Raw genomic sequence first — 15594 nt, forward strand, 5'->3', positions numbered from 1 at the left:
GGTCTCCCGCTCCTACCAGTTTCCGGCCGGGAGCCCAACACGGCTCCAGCCACGCACATACATCGTACGATTGGGCCGCCGAACCATGGCACTTCGATGGCACCGACACGCTGGACTGAGTGTATATGGTGACGACCAGGGCAGCCAGCCGCCCGCGTTCAATTTCCGGACAGTGCATAACCTGTTCAAATAACGCCCCTTTCCCGGCTAAGGTTGCCGCCGGCTGAAGAGGCGGAGGCCGCCTTGCCCACACGGATCATGGAATCGCCCACCCGCCGGTCGCCACAGGTCATTCAGCACCGGTCCGATCGCGGCTGCTGGCAGATCGCCCTTGGTACGCCCAACCCGGCGCTGGCCACTGACGTCGTCGGCTACTGGGGCTACACCGACTCCGAGATGCGGGTTCACCGACGGCGCAAGGCGCCGACCGGCCACGTGACCCTGATCGTCAATTTCGGCCCCGTCTTCCGGCTGACCGACAGCCTGCGGCCGGATGTGACGACCGAGCCGCGCCACGGCTTTATCGCCGGCATGCACGAAACCCCGGTTCTCACTGAATCGACTGGCGATTCCCACTGTGTGCAGGTTGACCTGACGCCCATTGGCGCATTCCGTTTCCTGGGCTGCCCGATGAACCTCCTGACGCATCGGATCATCGAACTGGAAGATGTCCTGGGCACCTCGGCACGCCAGCTTCGGGCGGCCCTGTATGAGGCGGGCGATTGGGCAACCCGGTTTGCGCTGCTCGACCGCATGATTGCCACCCGCATTGCCCTGGGACCTGCCACCATGCCGGATATCGCCTGGGCATGGGCCGAACTGCACCGGACGGACGGACGTGTCGGCATCGGCACCCTGACCGAGGCGCTGGGTTGCAGCCGCCAGCACCTGATCGGCGGCTTCCATCGGCAGATCGGCCTGTCACCCAAGAAGGTGGCGCGCATCCTGCGGCTCAATCGCATCCTGCGCCGGCTTGAGACGACGGATCACCCGGACTGGGCCGGCCTCGCACTCGACGGCGGCTATTACGACCAGGCGCACTTCAACCGGGACTTCCGCCGCTTCACCGGCAGCACACCGGGCGAATTCCTGCGCCATCGCCTGCCCGACCATCACGGTGTGGCCAGCGTCTGAACCGCCGCTGAAATTCGTCCAAGACGCCGCCGCCGGATCCGAGCAGTCTGCCTGCCTGGATCAATGCGGAGGAGCGGCATGGAGCCCCACAACATCCCGGCTGTGCTGAAAGACCTGCCGGAACTGAACATCACGGCGGCCACGACCGAAGCCGATGCCATCGACGCCATGCGGGTGATCGCGTCGTTCAATCAATGCATGGTCGGCGTCGTACGTTTCGCCGGGGAAACACCATGGGAGCGCCACCCCGATGACGAACTGCTCCACGTCCTCGAAGGCGCGGTGGACGTCACCGTGCTGACGGACACCGCCGCCGTCGAGACCACCGTGCGCGCCGGCTCGACGTTCATCGTTCCCGGCGGGCTATGGCACCGGCAGATGCCACGCCCCAACGTGGCGCTGATGTTCATAACCTCGAAGGACGGCAATGAAGCATCGACAGCGGACGACCCGCGGCGCTGATCAGCTCAAGCTGCCTTCGTGATCCTGCCAGATACTCGGCTCCAGCTTGAGGTACTGCTCCGCCGGATAGGTGCGCGACCAGTGGTGGGCGAGTTCGCCGCCGGTCGGATTCCACAGGCCGGGATGAGTTCGCATGTCGTGCAGGAACGCATCGAGAAGGTGGGCGCGATGCGCCCAGCCGCTGTGCTGCGGATGCAGAACCATGTGGAACTGCCGGCCTCGACGGTACTGGGCGGCGAACTCCGCGCGCCAGTTGCGATACAGGCTGTCGGCGTGCTCCAGCCCGGTTCCTTTTGACGGAAAGAGCAGAAAGAACTGGTCGTCGAAATGATAGTAGTACGGCAGGGTCAGCAACGCCCGCCGGGTCGCGAAATGGCTGACCCACCAGTGCGGAACGTCGTCGGCAAGCCCATTGCCCAGATACGCATAACCGGCATCGATCAGCAGATCGACCGTATGCGGGCTGACGGTGCCGCCGGCAAAGGGATCACTCTGTCGCGGCAGGGCGAACCAGCCGACCGGCTTGACGCCTGTCGCCTCGGCGATCAGCGCCGTGGTACGCGACAGGCGCGCCTTCTCTTCGTCTCTCTCGAGCGTGGACACGTCTTCGTGGCGGAAGCCGAGCGCCGCGATCTCGTGGCCGCTCGCCGCCAACGCCCGCAAGCGGTCCCGATAAGCCGGTGCCAGCACGCCGGGAACGGCGAAGGTCGCGCGCACGTGATGCTTGTCGAACAGCCGTAGCAACGCGTCGAGACCGCCCTGGGCAGCGAAATAAGCCGCCGGCGTCCGCATATCGGCGGCCGTCAACCCCTGCGGTCCCGACACCGGCGCAAGGCTCACCGTCACCGTCGCACAACAGCGTCGTCCCTCGGGCCAGGCGATGTCCGCATCGGCGAGCCCGACCTCGTCCGAAATCGTGTAGCGTTCCTTCCACGGCATGATTGTTCTCCCGCTCAGGCGGCCACGCGATGCGCCGGAAATGCCGCAAGGCAATGGCGCGCGACGTCTTCGCAGGTCGCAAACCAGACTCCCGGGAACGCCTTCATGCGCTGAATGAGCTTTTCGAGCGCAGCGATCCGCAGCGCACGCCCGGACACGAACGGGTGCAGGCAGATGTTGAGATAGCCGCCCTGGGCGTACTGCTGCTCGAAGGCCTGCCACCAGAGATCCATCACGCGATCGGTGTCGGTGATGCGCTGGGCGGCATTGCCGCTGCCCAGCCACGCGAAGCTGTAGAACATCGCGTCATCGATGGCGTAGTGGAACGGCAGGTTCAGCAGACCGTTCCGGCCGTCCTTGTCGTATTCGTAGTGCGGCAGGTGATCGGCCGAACCGTGCGAGTTGTAGATGTAGCCCTCGCGGATCAGCGCATCGTGGCGATGCCAGCTGCGGGTGCCGACCGGTCGCCGGCCGGAGGTCCGCTCCAGCGCCGCCGTGGCGCGGCGCAGATGGTTCGCTTCCAGCACCGGCTCGTCCGGCACCCGATGCTCCCACATGTGGTCGGCAATCTCGTGGCCGCTGGCCGCCGCGGCGCGCACGGCGCGGGGATAGAGTTCGCAGATACGGCCCGGCGTGAAGATCGTCGCCTTCACCTGCTGGCTGTCGAACAACGCGATCAGGCGCCAGATGCCGACCCGGCCGCCGAATTCACCTTTGGCCAGCTGCATGGGCGGCTCATTGAGCAGTCGCCGCAGCAACATGGCATCGAAATCGGCCGTAAAGTTGACCGCAATCTGAACGCCCTTGGGCCAGGTGAGGTTCGCAATGCGCTCATAACGCCGGCCGTTCTCGGCGACCGCATCGGTGATGCTGGCAAGAATATCGTCGTCCTGGTCGGTCATCGACATGTGACCCCCGTCTATGGCGTCGCTGCAACAGCGACACCATAGACGACAACACCCTCACGTGCCGATCAACCCCAGTTGCGGGCTGGACGGCTGCGCGTAGCGCCGCTTGGGCACACGCCCTGATCGGCTCGCGAGGCGTCCCGCATCGACGGCGTGGCGCATGGCGGCGGCCATGCGCACGGGATCATGCGCCTTGGAAATCGCGGTGTTGGCCAGCACGGCGGAGCAGCCCAGCTCCATGGCCAACGCCGCGTCGGATGCCGTACCGATGCCGGCATCAAGTACGACAGGCACCGGGCTGCGCGCGCAGATCAGTTCGATGAGATGCGGGTTGCAGATGCCCAGCCCCGAGCCGATGGGCGCGCCCAGCGGCATCACGGTGGCGGCGCCGCTGTCGGCGAGCTTGCGGCAGGTCACCGGATCGTCGTTGCAATAGGGCAGTACGACGAACCCCTTGCCGACCAGTTCCTCGGTCGCGCGCAGCAGCTCCTCGACGTTGGGGTAGAGCAGTTCGCGGTCGCCGATCACTTCCAACTTGATCCAGTTCGTCTCCAGCGCCTCACGCGCCAGTTCGGCCGTCAGCACGGCATCGCGGGCGGTCTGGCATCCGGCCGTGTTGGGCAGGAAGTGCACACGATCACCCAGCAGATCGACGAGGCTCTCCTCGTAGCCGTCCAGGCTGATGCGCCGGATCGATGCCGTCACCAGCTGGGTGCCGCTGGCGGCGATCGCGTCGAGCATCACCTGCTGATTGGGATAGCCGGCGGTGCCGACGAACAGCCGCGAGGAAAACGTGCGGCCGGCGATGATCAGGGGATCGGTGGATCCGGCAGGCGTATCGAGCATGGTCAACCACCTTTCAGTGCGCGCACGATTTCCACGGCATCGCCCGGCGCCAGCCGGGTGTCGGGCCACGCCGTGCGCGGCACGATCTGTCCGTTGACGGCGACGGCAACGCCGCGGCCTTGCGGTTCCACGCCCTTGCCGGCGACGAGATCGGCGACCGTGGCGTGGACCAGCGGTTCGCTTCTGCCGTTGATGCGGATTTCGCTGTTCACGATGGCACGCTCCTATGCCGCGGCAGCCTGTCGCTGAAACCGCGCCGCGCTCAGAGGTTGGATCAACGGATCGACGGTGCCGTGCAGCACCAGGTCGGCGATGGCACGCGCCGTGACCGGCGTCAGCAGGATGCCGTTGCGATAGTGGCCGGTGGCGTAGACGAGGCCGTCCACCGGGCCGGATCCGAGGATCGGCGTGTCGTCGCGGCTGCCGGGCCTGAAGCCGACCCAGGTCTCCTCGATCGCCAGGTCCTCGATCGCGGGAATGGCCCGCCACGCGGCCTCGATCAGCGACAGCATGCCGCCGGCGGTGATGGTGCGGTCGAACCCCTTCTCTTCGACCGTGGCGCCGATGATGAGCCGGCCGTCGTGGCGCGGCACGAGATAGACATCCGGCACGCGCAAGACATGACGCAGGATCGGCGCCGCGGGATCCATGCGCAGCGCCAGCATCTGCCCTTTGACCGGACGCACCGGCAGGCGCGCCGCCGGTGGCACCAGCGGCACGCCGCGCGACCAGGCGCCAGCGGCGAGAATCACCACGTCGGCCTCTTGCAACGCACCGCCGACCATCACGCCTTGCACGCGCGCCCCGTCGTGGACGATGTGCTCGACCGCGGTCTGCTCAAGCAGCGTTGCACCGGCCTGGCGCGCCGCCACCTGCAATGCGGCGGCCAACCGGCGATTGTCGACCTGATGGTCCTCCGGGCTCCACAGGGCGCCAATGACACCGGACGCCAGGTGCGGCTCGCGCCGCCGGACCTCGGCCGCCGACAGCCACGCCACCGGCAGGTTCAGGGTGTGCTGAAACGCGAGCTGGTGTTGCAGGCGCGCCCGGTCGTCCTCGGTGAGAGCGGCGACGATCGTGCCGTCACAGCGGCGGTCGATAACCAAACCTGTCGCCTGCTCCAGCTCGGCAGCGAAGGCCGGCCACAGCGCCTGGCTGGCGCGTCCGAGCGCCAGCAAGTGGCTTTCGCCGGGCTCGGCCTCGATGCAGGCGGCGAGCATGCCCGCCGCCGCATGACTGGCGCCGGCGCCGGCTCTGTCCTTGTCGTAGAGCGTCACGTCGGCGCCGGCCTGGGCCAGACGCCAGCCGATGGCCAAGCCGATGACTCCGGCACCAACGATGATGACTTTCAGACGCACGGACGGCGCAATGGTTGCGCTCATCGGCTGCTCCCTCCGCTGGCATGACCCAGACAGGTTCGATGGGTGTGCTCTCAGTCGCGCAAGCGCGACACCCCAGGCCGTTGAGCGAAAACGTAGCGGCTTGCCGCGCGTGCGGCAAGCCTTGTCAGGTATGCGATTGTCGAAGGCCTGTCAGGCGGTGGCGCCGCCGTCGACGGGCAAGGCCACGCCGGTGATGAACGACGCTTCGTCCGACAACAGGAACAGCGCGGCGTTGGCGATCTCCTCCGGCTGCGCGGCGCGGCCGGAGGGATTGAGCGCGGTGCTCTGTTGGACCAGCGCCTCGATATCGTTGGGCCGTGGGCCGGCGCTGTCCGGACGCGAGACGAAGACACGCAGCATCGGTGTGTCGACCATGCCCGGGCAGACGACGTTGACGCGGATCTTCTCACGCGCCAGACGCTTGGCCAGCGCGCGCACGAAGCCGACAACACCAAACTTCATGGCCGAATAGACGGGGCTGTAGGCCGAGCCCTGAATGCCCGACTGCGAGGCGGTGAAGAGCAGCGCGCCACTGCCGCGGCGGCGCAGCTCGGGAATGGCCGCGTCCGTCGTGACCAGCACGGTACGGATGTTGAGGTCCACCGCGCGCTCGAACTCGGCCATGTCGACGCCCTCGACCGCCGCTGGCCCGGGGTGGCCGACATGGTTCCACACGAAGTCCAGGCCGCCGAAAGCGTCGACAGTGCGCGCCACGATCTCGCGCGCGAACGCGTCACGGCGCAAGTCGCCCGCCAACGCCACGGCCTTGCCACCGGCGCTCACGATCTCCTGCATCACGGCCTGGGCCTTGTCGGCATCGACGTCGACAACGGCAACGGCGGCACCCTCGCGGGCAAAACGCAGCGCACCGGCCCGGCCCATGCCGGATGCCGCCGCCGTCACAATCCCGATTTTTCCCGCCAACCGCATCGCTGCCCCCGCGCCCGTGTGTCGCTGTCAGCGTCCTGTGCGCACAAGCGGAAGTCAAATGCTCCGGGGCTACAGTTTCGCAGCCCGCTACAGCCACTCGGGAACGCGATCGGCCGCGAGCAGGTCATCGAGCGATTGGCGCGGCCGGATGACCTCGTAGCGATCGCCGTCGACCAGCACCTCCGGCACCAGCGGCCGGGTGTTGTAGGTCGAGGACATCACCGCGCCGTAGGCGCCGGCCGACTTCACCACGACGACGTCGCCGGCCGCCAGCGGCGGCATCGGCCGGTTCTGGGCCAGATAGTCACCCGACTCGCAGATCGGACCGACGATATCTGTTGCCGCCAGGGTCGCACCCGCCGCCGGCTCGTGGGACGGCACGATGTCGTGCCACGCTTCGTAGAGCGTCGGGCGGATCAGGTCGTTCATCGCCGCATCGATGATAACGAACGTGCGGGCCGTGCCCGGCTTCACCAGGATGACCTCGCCCAGCAGCACGCCGGCATTGCCGACCAGAGAGCGGCCAGGTTCGAAGCTCAGCGCGCAGCCCAAGCCCGCTGTCTCCTCGCGTACCATTTCCATATAGTCGCCGACGGCAAACGGCCGCTCGTTGGACTGATCGCGATAGACGATGCCGTAGCCACCGCCGAGATCGAGGCGCTGGATATCGTGGCCATCGGTGCGCAGCTCGCCGACCAGGCCGCGCAGCTTGCGGATCGAGTCGCGATAGGGTTCCAGCGAGAGGATCTGCGAGCCGATATGCATGGCAACGCCGATCGGCCGTAGATTCTTTTTTGACGCGGCATGGGCATAGGCATCGCGCGCGAGATCGATGTCGATGCCGAACTTGTTCCCCTTGCGGCCGGTCGTGATCTTGGCGTGGGTCTTGGCATCGACATCCGGGTTGACCCGGATGGCGATGTCCACCACCCGACCCAGGCTTTTGGCCACGGCATCGAGCGTATCGAGCTCGGCGCTGCTCTCGACGTTGATCTGGCGGACGCCCGCCTCCAGCGCCTGGCGCAGCTCAACTTCCTTCTTGCCGACGCCGGAGAAGACGATGTTCGATGCCGCGACACCGGCGGCCAGCGCGCGCCGCATCTCGCCGATCGAGACAATATCGGCGCCGGCGCCCTGGGCGGCGAAGGCGCGGATCACGGCCAGGTTGCTGTTGGCTTTCACCGCGTAGTGCAACTCGGCATCGAGGCCGCGCATCGACGTCGCGAAGGCCTGGTAGTTCGCACGCAACGCCGCCAGCGAATAAACGTAGACGGGTGTACCGACATCGCGGGCGATCCGCGCCAGCGGCACCGACTCGGCGACCATCTCGCCGCCCTGGTAGACGAAGGAGTCCATGGTGAACGAAGCCTATGGTGTCTTCGATTGCGGTGTCGTCTGCCACGGCACGGGGTCGGGCTTGGGATACGTTCGCTCGGGCGTTTTGTGGCCGCTGGGCCGGTCCGGTTCGCCTCTCTTGCCGCAGGCCGCCAACGCCGGCAGCAGCAGCAGCAGCAGCGCACTCAGAAGCAGACGTCTGTTGGGAGCCATCTGTGCCTAACCCTTCCCTGCGGTCTTGGCGGCAAAGCGTCGCCGAGCCGCGGCGACCGCCTTCTTCACATTCTTGGGCGCCGTACCGCCGAAGACGGACCGCGCTGCCACCGACGCTTCCACGGTCAATGCGCGATAGACGTCCTTGGTGATCTTCGGCTCGACGGCACGCATGTCATCGAGCGACAGCGCACCGAGATCGACGCCCTTGGTGACGGCCAGCGCCACCAGCTTGCCGGTGGCATGGTGTGCCTGGCGGAACGGCAGCCCCAGGCTGCGCACCAGCCAGTCGGCGAGATCCGTGGCCGTCGAATAGTCGGCCGAGGCAACGGCATGCATGCGCTCGGTGTTGGCCTTCAGATCGCGCACCATGCCGGTCGTGGCGGCGAGGCCCAGCTCCAGCGAGTCGGCAGCGTCGAAGATTGGCTCCTTGTCTTCCTGCATGTCCTTGCCGTAGGTCAACGGCAGGCCTTTCATCACCATCGCCAGCGCCGTGAAGTCGCCCAGGATGCGGCCGCTCTTGGCGCGCGCCAGTTCGGCTGCGTCGGGGTTGCGCTTCTGCGGCATGATCGAGCTGCCGGTCGTGAAGGCGTCGGACAGCGCGATGAAGCGGAACGGCGCGCTGCACCAGATCACGATCTCCTCGGCCAGGCGCGAGATGTGCACGGCGCAGATCGTCGCCGCCGCCATGAATTCCAGCGCGTAGTCGCGATCGGCCACCGCATCGAGCGAATTGGCCATCGGACGGTCGAAGTCGAGTGCCTTGGCAGTCATGTGGCGGTCGATGGCATGCGGCGATCCGGCCAAGGCCGCGGCACCCAGCGGGCTCTCGTTCATCCGCTTGCGGCAATCGGCGAAGCGGCTGCGATCGCGACCGAACATCTCGACATAGGCCAGCAGATGGTGGCCGAACGTCACCGGCTGTGCCGTCTGCAGGTGCGTGAAGCCCGGCATGATGGTGGCCGCGTACTCTTCGGCGCGATCGATCAGCGCCGCCTGCAGGTCATGCAGCAACGCCTCGACGCGATCGACGGCATCGCGCACCCACAGCCGCACGTCGAGCGCGACCTGGTCGTTGCGCGACCGCGCGGTGTGCAGGCGGCCGGCAGCATCGCCGATGAGCTGCGTCAGTCGCCCTTCGACATTCATGTGGATGTCCTCGAGGCGCGTGGAGAAGGCAAACCCGCCGGCTTCGATCTCCTCCTCGATGCGGCGCAGGCCGGTGACGATCTTGCGCCCGTCGGCAGCCGAGATGATGCCCTGCTTCACCAGCATCTGGCAGTGCGCGATCGAGCCCCTGATGTCCTGGCGGTACATGCGCTGATCGAAGCCGATCGACGCATTGATCCGCTCCATGATCTCCGCCGGCCCCAGCGCGAACCGGCCGCCCCACATGGCATTGGATGCACCGCTGCCGTTCGCACTGCCCGCCGACGGTGCGACAGAACGGCGCCCGCGGTTTGACTTCACTTTCCTGTTCACTGTCATGACGCCAGCAATCGAAAATCGTAGGATCGCGGTTATGGCACAGCTTTCATCGCATTTCTCGCATCTCGTGCAGATCCTGAGCGCGCTTCTTCTGGCACTGCCTCTGGCCCTGCCGGCCGTGGCCCAGGACAGCAAGCCGCCACTGGCCGGCGCGATGAGCAAGTTCGAACTCCAGGCCGAGCGCAAGCCGGCGCCCCCGATCGCGTTCAAGGACAAGGCTGACGCCGATGCGACCCTCGATGCCTTCAAGGGCAAGGTCGTGTTGCTGAACTTCTGGGCGACCTGGTGCATTCCTTGCGTCAAGGAGATGCCCAGCCTGGACCGGTTGGCCGCCAAGATCGGCAACGAGAAGTTCGTGGTCGTGGCGCTGTCGCTGGACGGACCGTCGCGGCCCAAGGTCGAACCCTTCATCCGCAGCCGCAACCTGGACCATCTGCAGGTCTTCTTCGACACGCAGAAGAAGTCCTACAGCGGCCTCAACATCGCGGTGCTGCCGACGACCGTGCTGATCGACGCCCAGGGCCGCGAAGTCGGCCGCCTGCAGGGTGACGCCGAATGGGACACGCCCGAGGCCGAAGCCCTGGTGCGGCATGTAATGGGTGGTGGCAGTTGATCCTCCCCACGCAGTGGGGAGGTGTCCCGAAGGGGCGGAGGGGAGCCGACGCGATCTCGGTAACAGAGACCACGTCGGCTCCCCATCCGGCCTTTGGCCACCTTCCCCACTAAGTGGGGAAGGAAAATATTACCGTGTCGGCATCGGGCGTTCGCCCGAGTAGTCGTAGAAACCGCGGCCTGCCTTGCGGCCGACCCAGCCGGCCTCGACGTATTTCACCAGCAGCGGGCAGGGACGATATTTCGAATCGGCCAGGCCCTCGTAGAGGACCTGCATCACCGACAGGCAGGTATCCAACCCGATGAAGTCGGCCAGCTGCAAGGGGCCCATCGGATGGTTGGCGCCCAGCCGCATCGCGGTGTCGATCGACTCGACATTGCCGACGCCTTCATAGAGCGCGTAGACCGCCTCGTTGATCATCGGCAGCAGGATGCGGTTGACGATGAACGCCGGGAAATCCTCGGCGTTCGCCGGCACCTTGCCGAGCTTGATCGTCAGGTCGCGGATCGTGCGGAACGTCTCTTCCTCGGTGGCGATGCCGCGGATGAGCTCGACCAGCTGCATCAGCGGCACCGGGTTCATGAAGTGCATGCCCATGAACCGCCCGGGCCGGTCGGTCACCGACGCCAGGCGCGTCACCGAGATCGACGACGTATTGGTCGCGATCAGGGTAGCCGCCGGCAACATCGGGCAGAGCTTCTTGAAGATCTCGCGCTTGATCTGCTCGTTCTCGACGGCGGCCTCGATCACGAGGTCGCAATCCTCGAAGATCTTGTAGTCGACGCCGGTCTCGATCCGGCGCATGGCGGCGTCCCGCTCCTCCGGCTTGATCATGCCCCGACCGATCTGCCGGTCCATGTTGCCGGTGATGGTCTCCATGCCCTTCTCGACATGCGCCTGATCGACATCAACGATCTTCACGTTGAAGCCCTTCAGGGCACAGACGTGCGCAATGCCACCGCCCATTTGGCCGGCGCCGATCACGCCGATCCGCTGGATCATCGTCAATCCCCCGATAATGCCGGTATCGCCGGCCGCCCCACAGGCCGACGCCGTGCGGGTATCATTTCTTTTCGATCGCCGCTGTCAACTCGGGCACGATCTGGAACAGGTCACCGACAAGACCATAGTCGGCAACCTGGAAGATCGGTGCTTCCTCGTCCTTGTTGATGGCGACGATGGTCTTGCTGTCCTTCATCCCGGCCAGATGCTGAATCGCACCCGAGATGCCGACGGCAATATAGAGATCAGGCGCCACGACCTTGCCGGTCTGGCCAACCTGGTAGTCGTTGGGCACGTAGCCGGCGTCGACGGCGGCGCGGCTGGCGCCCAGCCCGGCGCCCAGCTTGTCGGCCAGCGCCTCGAGCATCTTGAAGTTCTCGCCCGAGGCCAGGCCGCGACCGCCCGACACCACGATCTTGGCGCTGGTCAGCTCCGGGCGCTCCGACTTGGAGACCTCGGCACCGACATAGCTGGAAAGACCGCTGGCGCCGGCGCCGGCGACCTGCTCGATGGCGGCCGAGCCGCCGCCCGCCGCCGCCTTGAAGTTGGTGGGGCGGACCGTCAGCACCTTGATCTTGTCGGCCGACTGCACGGTTGCCATGGCGTTGCCGGCGTAGATCGGCCGCACGAACGTGTCGGGGGAGACGATCGCAATCGCCTCGGAGACCTGCGCGACGTCCAGCAGGGCGGCGACGCGCGGCATGATGTTCTTGCCGACCGTATCGGCGGCGGCCACGACGTGGCTGTAGTTCGGCGCCAGCTTCACCACCAGCGGCGCGATGTCCTCGGCCACCCAGTTGGCATACGCCGCGTCCTCGGCCTGCAGCACCTTGGCGACGCCCTGGATCGCGGCGGCCGACTTGGCGGCCTCGGCCGCGTTCGAGCCGGCCACCAGCACGTGGACATCACCACCCAGCTGGGACGCAGCCGTGACGGCGTTGGCGACGTTGGCGCGAACGGCCTTGCCGTCATGCGCAGCGACAACGAGCACGCTCATCTCACAGCACTCCCGCTTCGTTCTTCAGCTTGTCGATCAGCTCGGCCACGGTCTTGACCTTGATGCCGGCCTTGCGGCCCGGCGGCTCCTCGACCTTCAGCGTCTTCAGCCGCGGCGCCACGTCGACACCCAGCGACTCGGGCGTCTGCGCATCGATCGGCTTCTTCTTGGCCTTCATGATGTTGGGCAGCGAAGCGTAACGCGGCTCGTTCAGCCGCAGATCGGTGGTGATCACCGCCGGCAGCTTCAGCTTCACGTTCTCCAGGCCGCCGTCGATCTCGCGCTTGAGCTCGGCCGAGCCGTCGGCGATCGCCAGCTTGTTGGCGAAGGTGCCCTGCGACCAGCCCAGCAGCGCCGCCAGCATCTGGCCGGTCTGGTTGCTGTCGTCGTCGATCGCCTGCTTGCCAACGATGATCAGGCCCGGCTGTTCCTTGTCGGCCACAGCCTTGAGCAGCTTGGCCACCGCCAGCGGCTGCAGCTCGGCGTCGGTGTTGACGTGCACGCCGCGGTCGGCGCCCATGGCCAGCGCCGTGCGGATCGTCTCCTGGCACTGTTGCGGACCGGCGCTGAAGGCGATGACTTCCGTCGCCTTGCCCTGCTCCTTGAGCCGCACGGCTTCTTCCACCGCGATTTCGTCGAAGGGATTCATCGACATCTTGACGTTCGCCGTCTCGACGCCCGTTTTGTCGGCCTTCACGCGGATCTTGACGTTGTAGTCGATCACACGCTTTACGGCGACCAGCACTTTCATTGGGTTTTCGCCCCCGATGATCGTTTAAAGGCGCTCCGTCCTAGGCCGCTGACCTAAACCTGTCAAGCCGATGCCGCGCTGCACAATATTATGGCGGAGCGTAAAAAGCCTAGAAATTACAATCGACTGGCCTATCTGGATCGTTCCGCAGGCCGGACATGCCGCACTGCCGCCAAGGCAGTTCGTGCATTCTCCTGGCAATTCAGCGTGTCGCCCCGGGCGACCACAGCACATCGCGGGCGCCCTTGTCATTGAGGTGGCGCGCCATGACGAACAGATGATCCGACACCCGGTTGATGTAACGCAGCGCCTCCTGGTTGACCGTCTCGCGTTGCGCCAGCGCCGTCATTTCGCGCTCGGCGCGACGCGCCACCGTGCGGGCCAGATGCAGATAGGTCGCCGCCGGCGTGCCGCCCGGCAGGATGAAGGATTTGAGCGGCGCCAGGTCGGCATTCATGGCGTCGATCTCGCGCTCCAGCCTTTCGACCTGGCTTGCCACGATGCGCAGCCGCTCGCGCGTGTTGCCTTCGGCTTCGGGGGTGCAGAGATCGGCACCCAGGTCGAACAGATCGTTCTGGATGCGCGCCAGCATGGCGTCATCATCACCGGTCGTGTGCAGGCGCGCCAGCCCGATGGTGGCATTGGCCTCGTCCACCGCACCGTAGGCGGCCACCCGCTGGTCATGCTTCTCTACGCGCTCGCCATTGCCCAGCGACGTCTTTCCCTTGTCGCCGCCGCGCGTGTAGATGCGGGTGAGTTGAACCATGACTGTCTCCTGCCGGCCTCAAGCGTTCTTGAGGAAATACCAGACGATGATCAGCACGACGGCAGCGATCTGAAAACGCACCCGCCACCACATCACCTGATTGCTGCGGCGGGCACCTTCGACCGTACCCTGGCCCGCCCGCATCATGCCGACGAAGATCGAGCCCAGCGCGCCCAGCATGCACAGCCCGGCGAAAATCAGGGCGATATAGGACAGGGCTTTGGCCATGGTCTGGTTTCCTGGAACGGCGATGTCGCTAACTTGTCATGATATGGGGTCGCGGCCTAGCGGTTGTCAGGGCCGGCCCTCATGCGCCGACCAGGTCCGGCAACCTGCGCATGTCGTCGAAAACCTCGGCACCGGCGTCGAATAACGCCGCCCGATCCTGGGGGTTGCCGCCATAGCCGAGCACCCGCATGCCGGCGGCACGGCCGGCCATCACGCCGGGCACCGAATCCTCGATCACGATGCACTCTTGCGGCGCTGCACCCATGACCTCGGCGGCATGAAGGAAGACATCGGGCGCCGGCTTGCCGCGCGACACCATCGATGCCGTGAAGATGCGCTCGACGCCGAAAAAGTCGAGCAGGCCGGTGAGCGCCAGGTTGTCGCGCACGTGCTCGTAGAGCCCTGAAGACGCCACGCACTTGGCCTGCGGCAGCCGGGCCAGCGCATCGGCGACGCCGGCGATCGGCTGCAGTCCCTCCCGCTCGAACCAGCGGTCGCTGGCAGCGAAGATGCTGTCCTGAAAATCGTCGGGCAGCGGGCGACCCAGTGCCGCCGCGACAATGGCGCAGGCGTCCGGCCATGGCCGTCCGTTGAACCGGCGCGCGCACTCGTCCACCGACCACGCGAGCCCATAGTGCGTGAGCGCATCCGCCCAGGCGAGGTTGTAAAGGCGCTCGCTGTCGATCAGCGTGCCGTCGCAGTCGAAGATGAGGAGAGTCGGCATGGCCGCCCTCCTCTACAGCATCGGTTCAGGTGGCCGAAGCTGATTCGGTCAGGCCTGTCAGCCGCAGGCTGAGTTGCCGCAGTTGCGCGCGGGCTTGGGCATCATAGGCCTGGGCGTCGGCGCGGGTCTCCCGCAGCCCGTTGAAATAGAGGCCGCCGCGTCCCTCGAGTTGCGGCGACAGAGCGAGGTTGAGGATCGCTTCGGCGCCCTCCTCGACCGTGCTCGACGGCGGCATGCCGCTGCGGCGTACCATGGTCGTGTCCATGAATGTCGCGGGATGCAGGCAGTTGGCCGTGACGCCGGAGCCGGCGAGTTCGTCGCCCAGGTCGACCGTAAACATGATCTGCGCCAGCTTGCTCTGGCGATAGGCACGCCAGCCGTCATAGGCCCGGTTCAACATCACGTCATCGAAATCGATCGCCTGCTGGCCTGCCGATGCGACATTGATCAGGCGTGCCGGCGCACTGCGCCGCAGCAATGGCAACAGCAACCGGGCCAACAGGAAACCCGAGAGATAGTTCACGGCGAAACGCAGCTCATGGCCGTCGGCGCTGACCTCGCGTCGCCCGGCCGCGCCATCGGTGCCGATGCCGGCGTTGTTGATCAGCGGATGCAGCTGGTCCGTTCGCCCGACAACCGCCTCGGCCAGACGGCGAACGTCGGCCAGCGCGGCAAGATCGGCGGCGAGAAATTCGGCACTACCGCCAGCGTCTGCGATCTCACCGACGAGCTGTTCGCCGCGCTCCCGGTTGCGGCCGTGCACCAGGACGCGCGCACCGGCGTCGCCCAGGCGCCGCGCAACAAGCCGCCCGACACCATCCGTCGATCCCGTCACGAGAACGGTCTTGCCCTGTAGCACCGTCATGGAAACCTCTG

Annotated in this window: 19 protein-coding genes and 1 riboswitch; of the genes, 3 read left to right on the plus strand and 16 right to left on the minus strand. The window is 66.4% G+C overall.

Annotated features, from left to right (window positions below; genetic code table 11):
• Positions 1-243: 243 nt before the first annotated feature.
• The gene (locus FQU96_RS08835) at positions 244-1134 is read left to right on the plus strand and encodes an AraC family transcriptional regulator (protein WP_146540488.1); all 891 of its coding nucleotides are present in this window, start codon (positions 244-246) and stop codon (positions 1132-1134) included.
• 78 nt (positions 1135-1212) lie between these two features.
• Positions 1213-1596, plus strand: a complete 384-nt coding sequence (locus FQU96_RS08840; protein ID WP_178130394.1) for a cupin domain-containing protein — start codon at positions 1213-1215, stop codon at positions 1594-1596.
• Here FQU96_RS08840 and FQU96_RS08845 read toward each other — a convergent pair whose 3' ends face one another.
• From FQU96_RS08845 to argH, 9 genes are all read right to left on the minus strand, one after another.
• Positions 1597-2535, minus strand: coding sequence for a polysaccharide deacetylase family protein (locus FQU96_RS08845; protein ID WP_146540490.1), 939 nt, complete (start codon positions 2533-2535; stop codon positions 1597-1599).
• Between the two features lie 14 nt (positions 2536-2549).
• Entirely contained in the window at positions 2550-3443 is an 894-nt protein-coding gene (locus tag FQU96_RS08850) for a polysaccharide deacetylase family protein (RefSeq protein ID WP_146540491.1), read from the minus strand.
• Positions 3444-3497: 54 nt separating this feature from the next.
• A complete protein-coding gene (locus FQU96_RS08855) occupies positions 3498-4289 on the minus strand; it encodes a thiazole synthase (RefSeq protein WP_146540492.1) in 792 nt (263 codons plus the stop codon).
• Between the two features lie 2 nt (positions 4290-4291).
• Entirely contained in the window at positions 4292-4501 is a 210-nt protein-coding gene (thiS, locus tag FQU96_RS08860) for a sulfur carrier protein ThiS (protein ID WP_255467907.1), read from the minus strand.
• A 12-nt stretch (positions 4502-4513) separates the two neighbouring features.
• Complete coding sequence (thiO, locus tag FQU96_RS08865) at positions 4514-5671, minus strand: glycine oxidase ThiO (protein WP_178130395.1); 1158 nt, start codon at positions 5669-5671, stop codon at positions 4514-4516.
• Positions 5660-5756, minus strand: a riboswitch (TPP riboswitch). (Overlaps the previous gene by 12 nt.)
• A gap of 65 nt (positions 5757-5821) precedes the next feature.
• Complete coding sequence (locus FQU96_RS08870) at positions 5822-6601, minus strand: SDR family NAD(P)-dependent oxidoreductase (protein ID WP_146540494.1); 780 nt, start codon at positions 6599-6601, stop codon at positions 5822-5824.
• An 87-nt stretch (positions 6602-6688) separates the two neighbouring features.
• A complete protein-coding gene (gene lysA, locus FQU96_RS08875) occupies positions 6689-7957 on the minus strand; it encodes a diaminopimelate decarboxylase (RefSeq protein ID WP_146540495.1) in 1269 nt (422 codons plus the stop codon).
• 12 nt (positions 7958-7969) lie between these two features.
• Positions 7970-8149: a hypothetical protein gene (locus FQU96_RS08880; RefSeq protein ID WP_146540496.1), complete on the minus strand. Its 180-nt coding sequence runs from the start codon at positions 8147-8149 to the stop codon at positions 7970-7972.
• A gap of 6 nt (positions 8150-8155) precedes the next feature.
• Positions 8156-9544: an argininosuccinate lyase gene (gene argH / locus FQU96_RS08885; protein ID WP_146540497.1), complete on the minus strand. Its 1389-nt coding sequence runs from the start codon at positions 9542-9544 to the stop codon at positions 8156-8158.
• 127 nt (positions 9545-9671) lie between these two features.
• Here argH and FQU96_RS08890 point away from each other — a divergent pair, with 127 nt between their 5' ends.
• A complete protein-coding gene (locus FQU96_RS08890) occupies positions 9672-10250 on the plus strand; it encodes a TlpA disulfide reductase family protein (protein ID WP_178130396.1) in 579 nt (192 codons plus the stop codon).
• A gap of 129 nt (positions 10251-10379) precedes the next feature.
• Here FQU96_RS08890 and FQU96_RS08895 read toward each other — a convergent pair whose 3' ends face one another.
• The 7 genes from FQU96_RS08895 to FQU96_RS08925 all read right to left on the minus strand — a co-directional run bounded on the left by FQU96_RS08895 (position 10380) and on the right by FQU96_RS08925 (position 15583).
• Positions 10380-11252: a 3-hydroxybutyryl-CoA dehydrogenase gene (locus FQU96_RS08895; RefSeq protein ID WP_146540499.1), complete on the minus strand. Its 873-nt coding sequence runs from the start codon at positions 11250-11252 to the stop codon at positions 10380-10382.
• Between the two features lie 61 nt (positions 11253-11313).
• A complete protein-coding gene (locus FQU96_RS08900; RefSeq protein ID WP_146540500.1) occupies positions 11314-12249 on the minus strand; it encodes an electron transfer flavoprotein subunit alpha/FixB family protein in 936 nt (311 codons plus the stop codon).
• A 1-nt stretch (position 12250) separates the two neighbouring features.
• A complete protein-coding gene (locus tag FQU96_RS08905; protein WP_146540501.1) occupies positions 12251-13000 on the minus strand; it encodes an electron transfer flavoprotein subunit beta/FixA family protein in 750 nt (249 codons plus the stop codon).
• A 202-nt stretch (positions 13001-13202) separates the two neighbouring features.
• Positions 13203-13766, minus strand: a complete 564-nt coding sequence (locus FQU96_RS08910) for a cob(I)yrinic acid a,c-diamide adenosyltransferase (protein ID WP_146540502.1) — start codon at positions 13764-13766, stop codon at positions 13203-13205.
• 18 nt (positions 13767-13784) lie between these two features.
• Entirely contained in the window at positions 13785-13994 is a 210-nt protein-coding gene (locus FQU96_RS08915) for a hypothetical protein (protein ID WP_146540503.1), read from the minus strand.
• 79 nt (positions 13995-14073) lie between these two features.
• Positions 14074-14718 carry an HAD family phosphatase gene (locus tag FQU96_RS08920; RefSeq protein WP_146540504.1) on the minus strand — a complete coding sequence of 215 codons (645 nt, stop codon included), beginning with the start codon at positions 14716-14718 and terminating at the stop codon, positions 14074-14076.
• 25 nt (positions 14719-14743) lie between these two features.
• Complete coding sequence (locus tag FQU96_RS08925) at positions 14744-15583, minus strand: SDR family NAD(P)-dependent oxidoreductase (RefSeq protein WP_146540505.1); 840 nt, start codon at positions 15581-15583, stop codon at positions 14744-14746.
• Positions 15584-15594: the final 11 nt, after the last annotated feature.

The sequence above is a fragment of the Reyranella sp. CPCC 100927 genome, assembly GCF_007859315.1.
Classification (GTDB): domain Bacteria; phylum Pseudomonadota; class Alphaproteobacteria; order Reyranellales; family Reyranellaceae; genus Vineibacter.

Coding starts and splice junctions, on each gene's coding strand:
- FQU96_RS08840 (WP_178130394.1), top strand. CDS start 1,213: ATGGAGCCCCACAACATCCCGGCTGTGCTGAAAGACCTGCCGGAACTG.
- FQU96_RS08845 (WP_146540490.1), bottom strand. CDS start 2,535: ATGCCGTGGAAGGAACGCTACACGATTTCGGACGAGGTCGGGCTCGCC.
- FQU96_RS08850 (WP_146540491.1), bottom strand. CDS start 3,443: ATGTCGATGACCGACCAGGACGACGATATTCTTGCCAGCATCACCGAT.
- FQU96_RS08855 (WP_146540492.1), bottom strand. CDS start 4,289: ATGCTCGATACGCCTGCCGGATCCACCGATCCCCTGATCATCGCCGGC.
- thiO (WP_178130395.1), bottom strand. CDS start 5,671: ATGAGCGCAACCATTGCGCCGTCCGTGCGTCTGAAAGTCATCATCGTT.
- FQU96_RS08870 (WP_146540494.1), bottom strand. CDS start 6,601: ATGCGGTTGGCGGGAAAAATCGGGATTGTGACGGCGGCGGCATCCGGC.
- lysA (WP_146540495.1), bottom strand. CDS start 7,957: ATGGACTCCTTCGTCTACCAGGGCGGCGAGATGGTCGCCGAGTCGGTG.
- FQU96_RS08880 (WP_146540496.1), bottom strand. CDS start 8,149: ATGGCTCCCAACAGACGTCTGCTTCTGAGTGCGCTGCTGCTGCTGCTG.
- argH (WP_146540497.1), bottom strand. CDS start 9,544: ATGTGGGGCGGCCGGTTCGCGCTGGGGCCGGCGGAGATCATGGAGCGG.
- FQU96_RS08890 (WP_178130396.1), top strand. CDS start 9,672: ATGGCACAGCTTTCATCGCATTTCTCGCATCTCGTGCAGATCCTGAGC.
- FQU96_RS08895 (WP_146540499.1), bottom strand. CDS start 11,252: ATGATCCAGCGGATCGGCGTGATCGGCGCCGGCCAAATGGGCGGTGGC.
- FQU96_RS08900 (WP_146540500.1), bottom strand. CDS start 12,249: ATGAGCGTGCTCGTTGTCGCTGCGCATGACGGCAAGGCCGTTCGCGCC.
- FQU96_RS08905 (WP_146540501.1), bottom strand. CDS start 13,000: ATGAAAGTGCTGGTCGCCGTAAAGCGTGTGATCGACTACAACGTCAAG.
- FQU96_RS08910 (WP_146540502.1), bottom strand. CDS start 13,766: ATGGTTCAACTCACCCGCATCTACACGCGCGGCGGCGACAAGGGAAAG.
- FQU96_RS08915 (WP_146540503.1), bottom strand. CDS start 13,994: ATGGCCAAAGCCCTGTCCTATATCGCCCTGATTTTCGCCGGGCTGTGC.
- FQU96_RS08920 (WP_146540504.1), bottom strand. CDS start 14,718: ATGCCGACTCTCCTCATCTTCGACTGCGACGGCACGCTGATCGACAGC.
- FQU96_RS08925 (WP_146540505.1), bottom strand. CDS start 15,583: ATGACGGTGCTACAGGGCAAGACCGTTCTCGTGACGGGATCGACGGAT.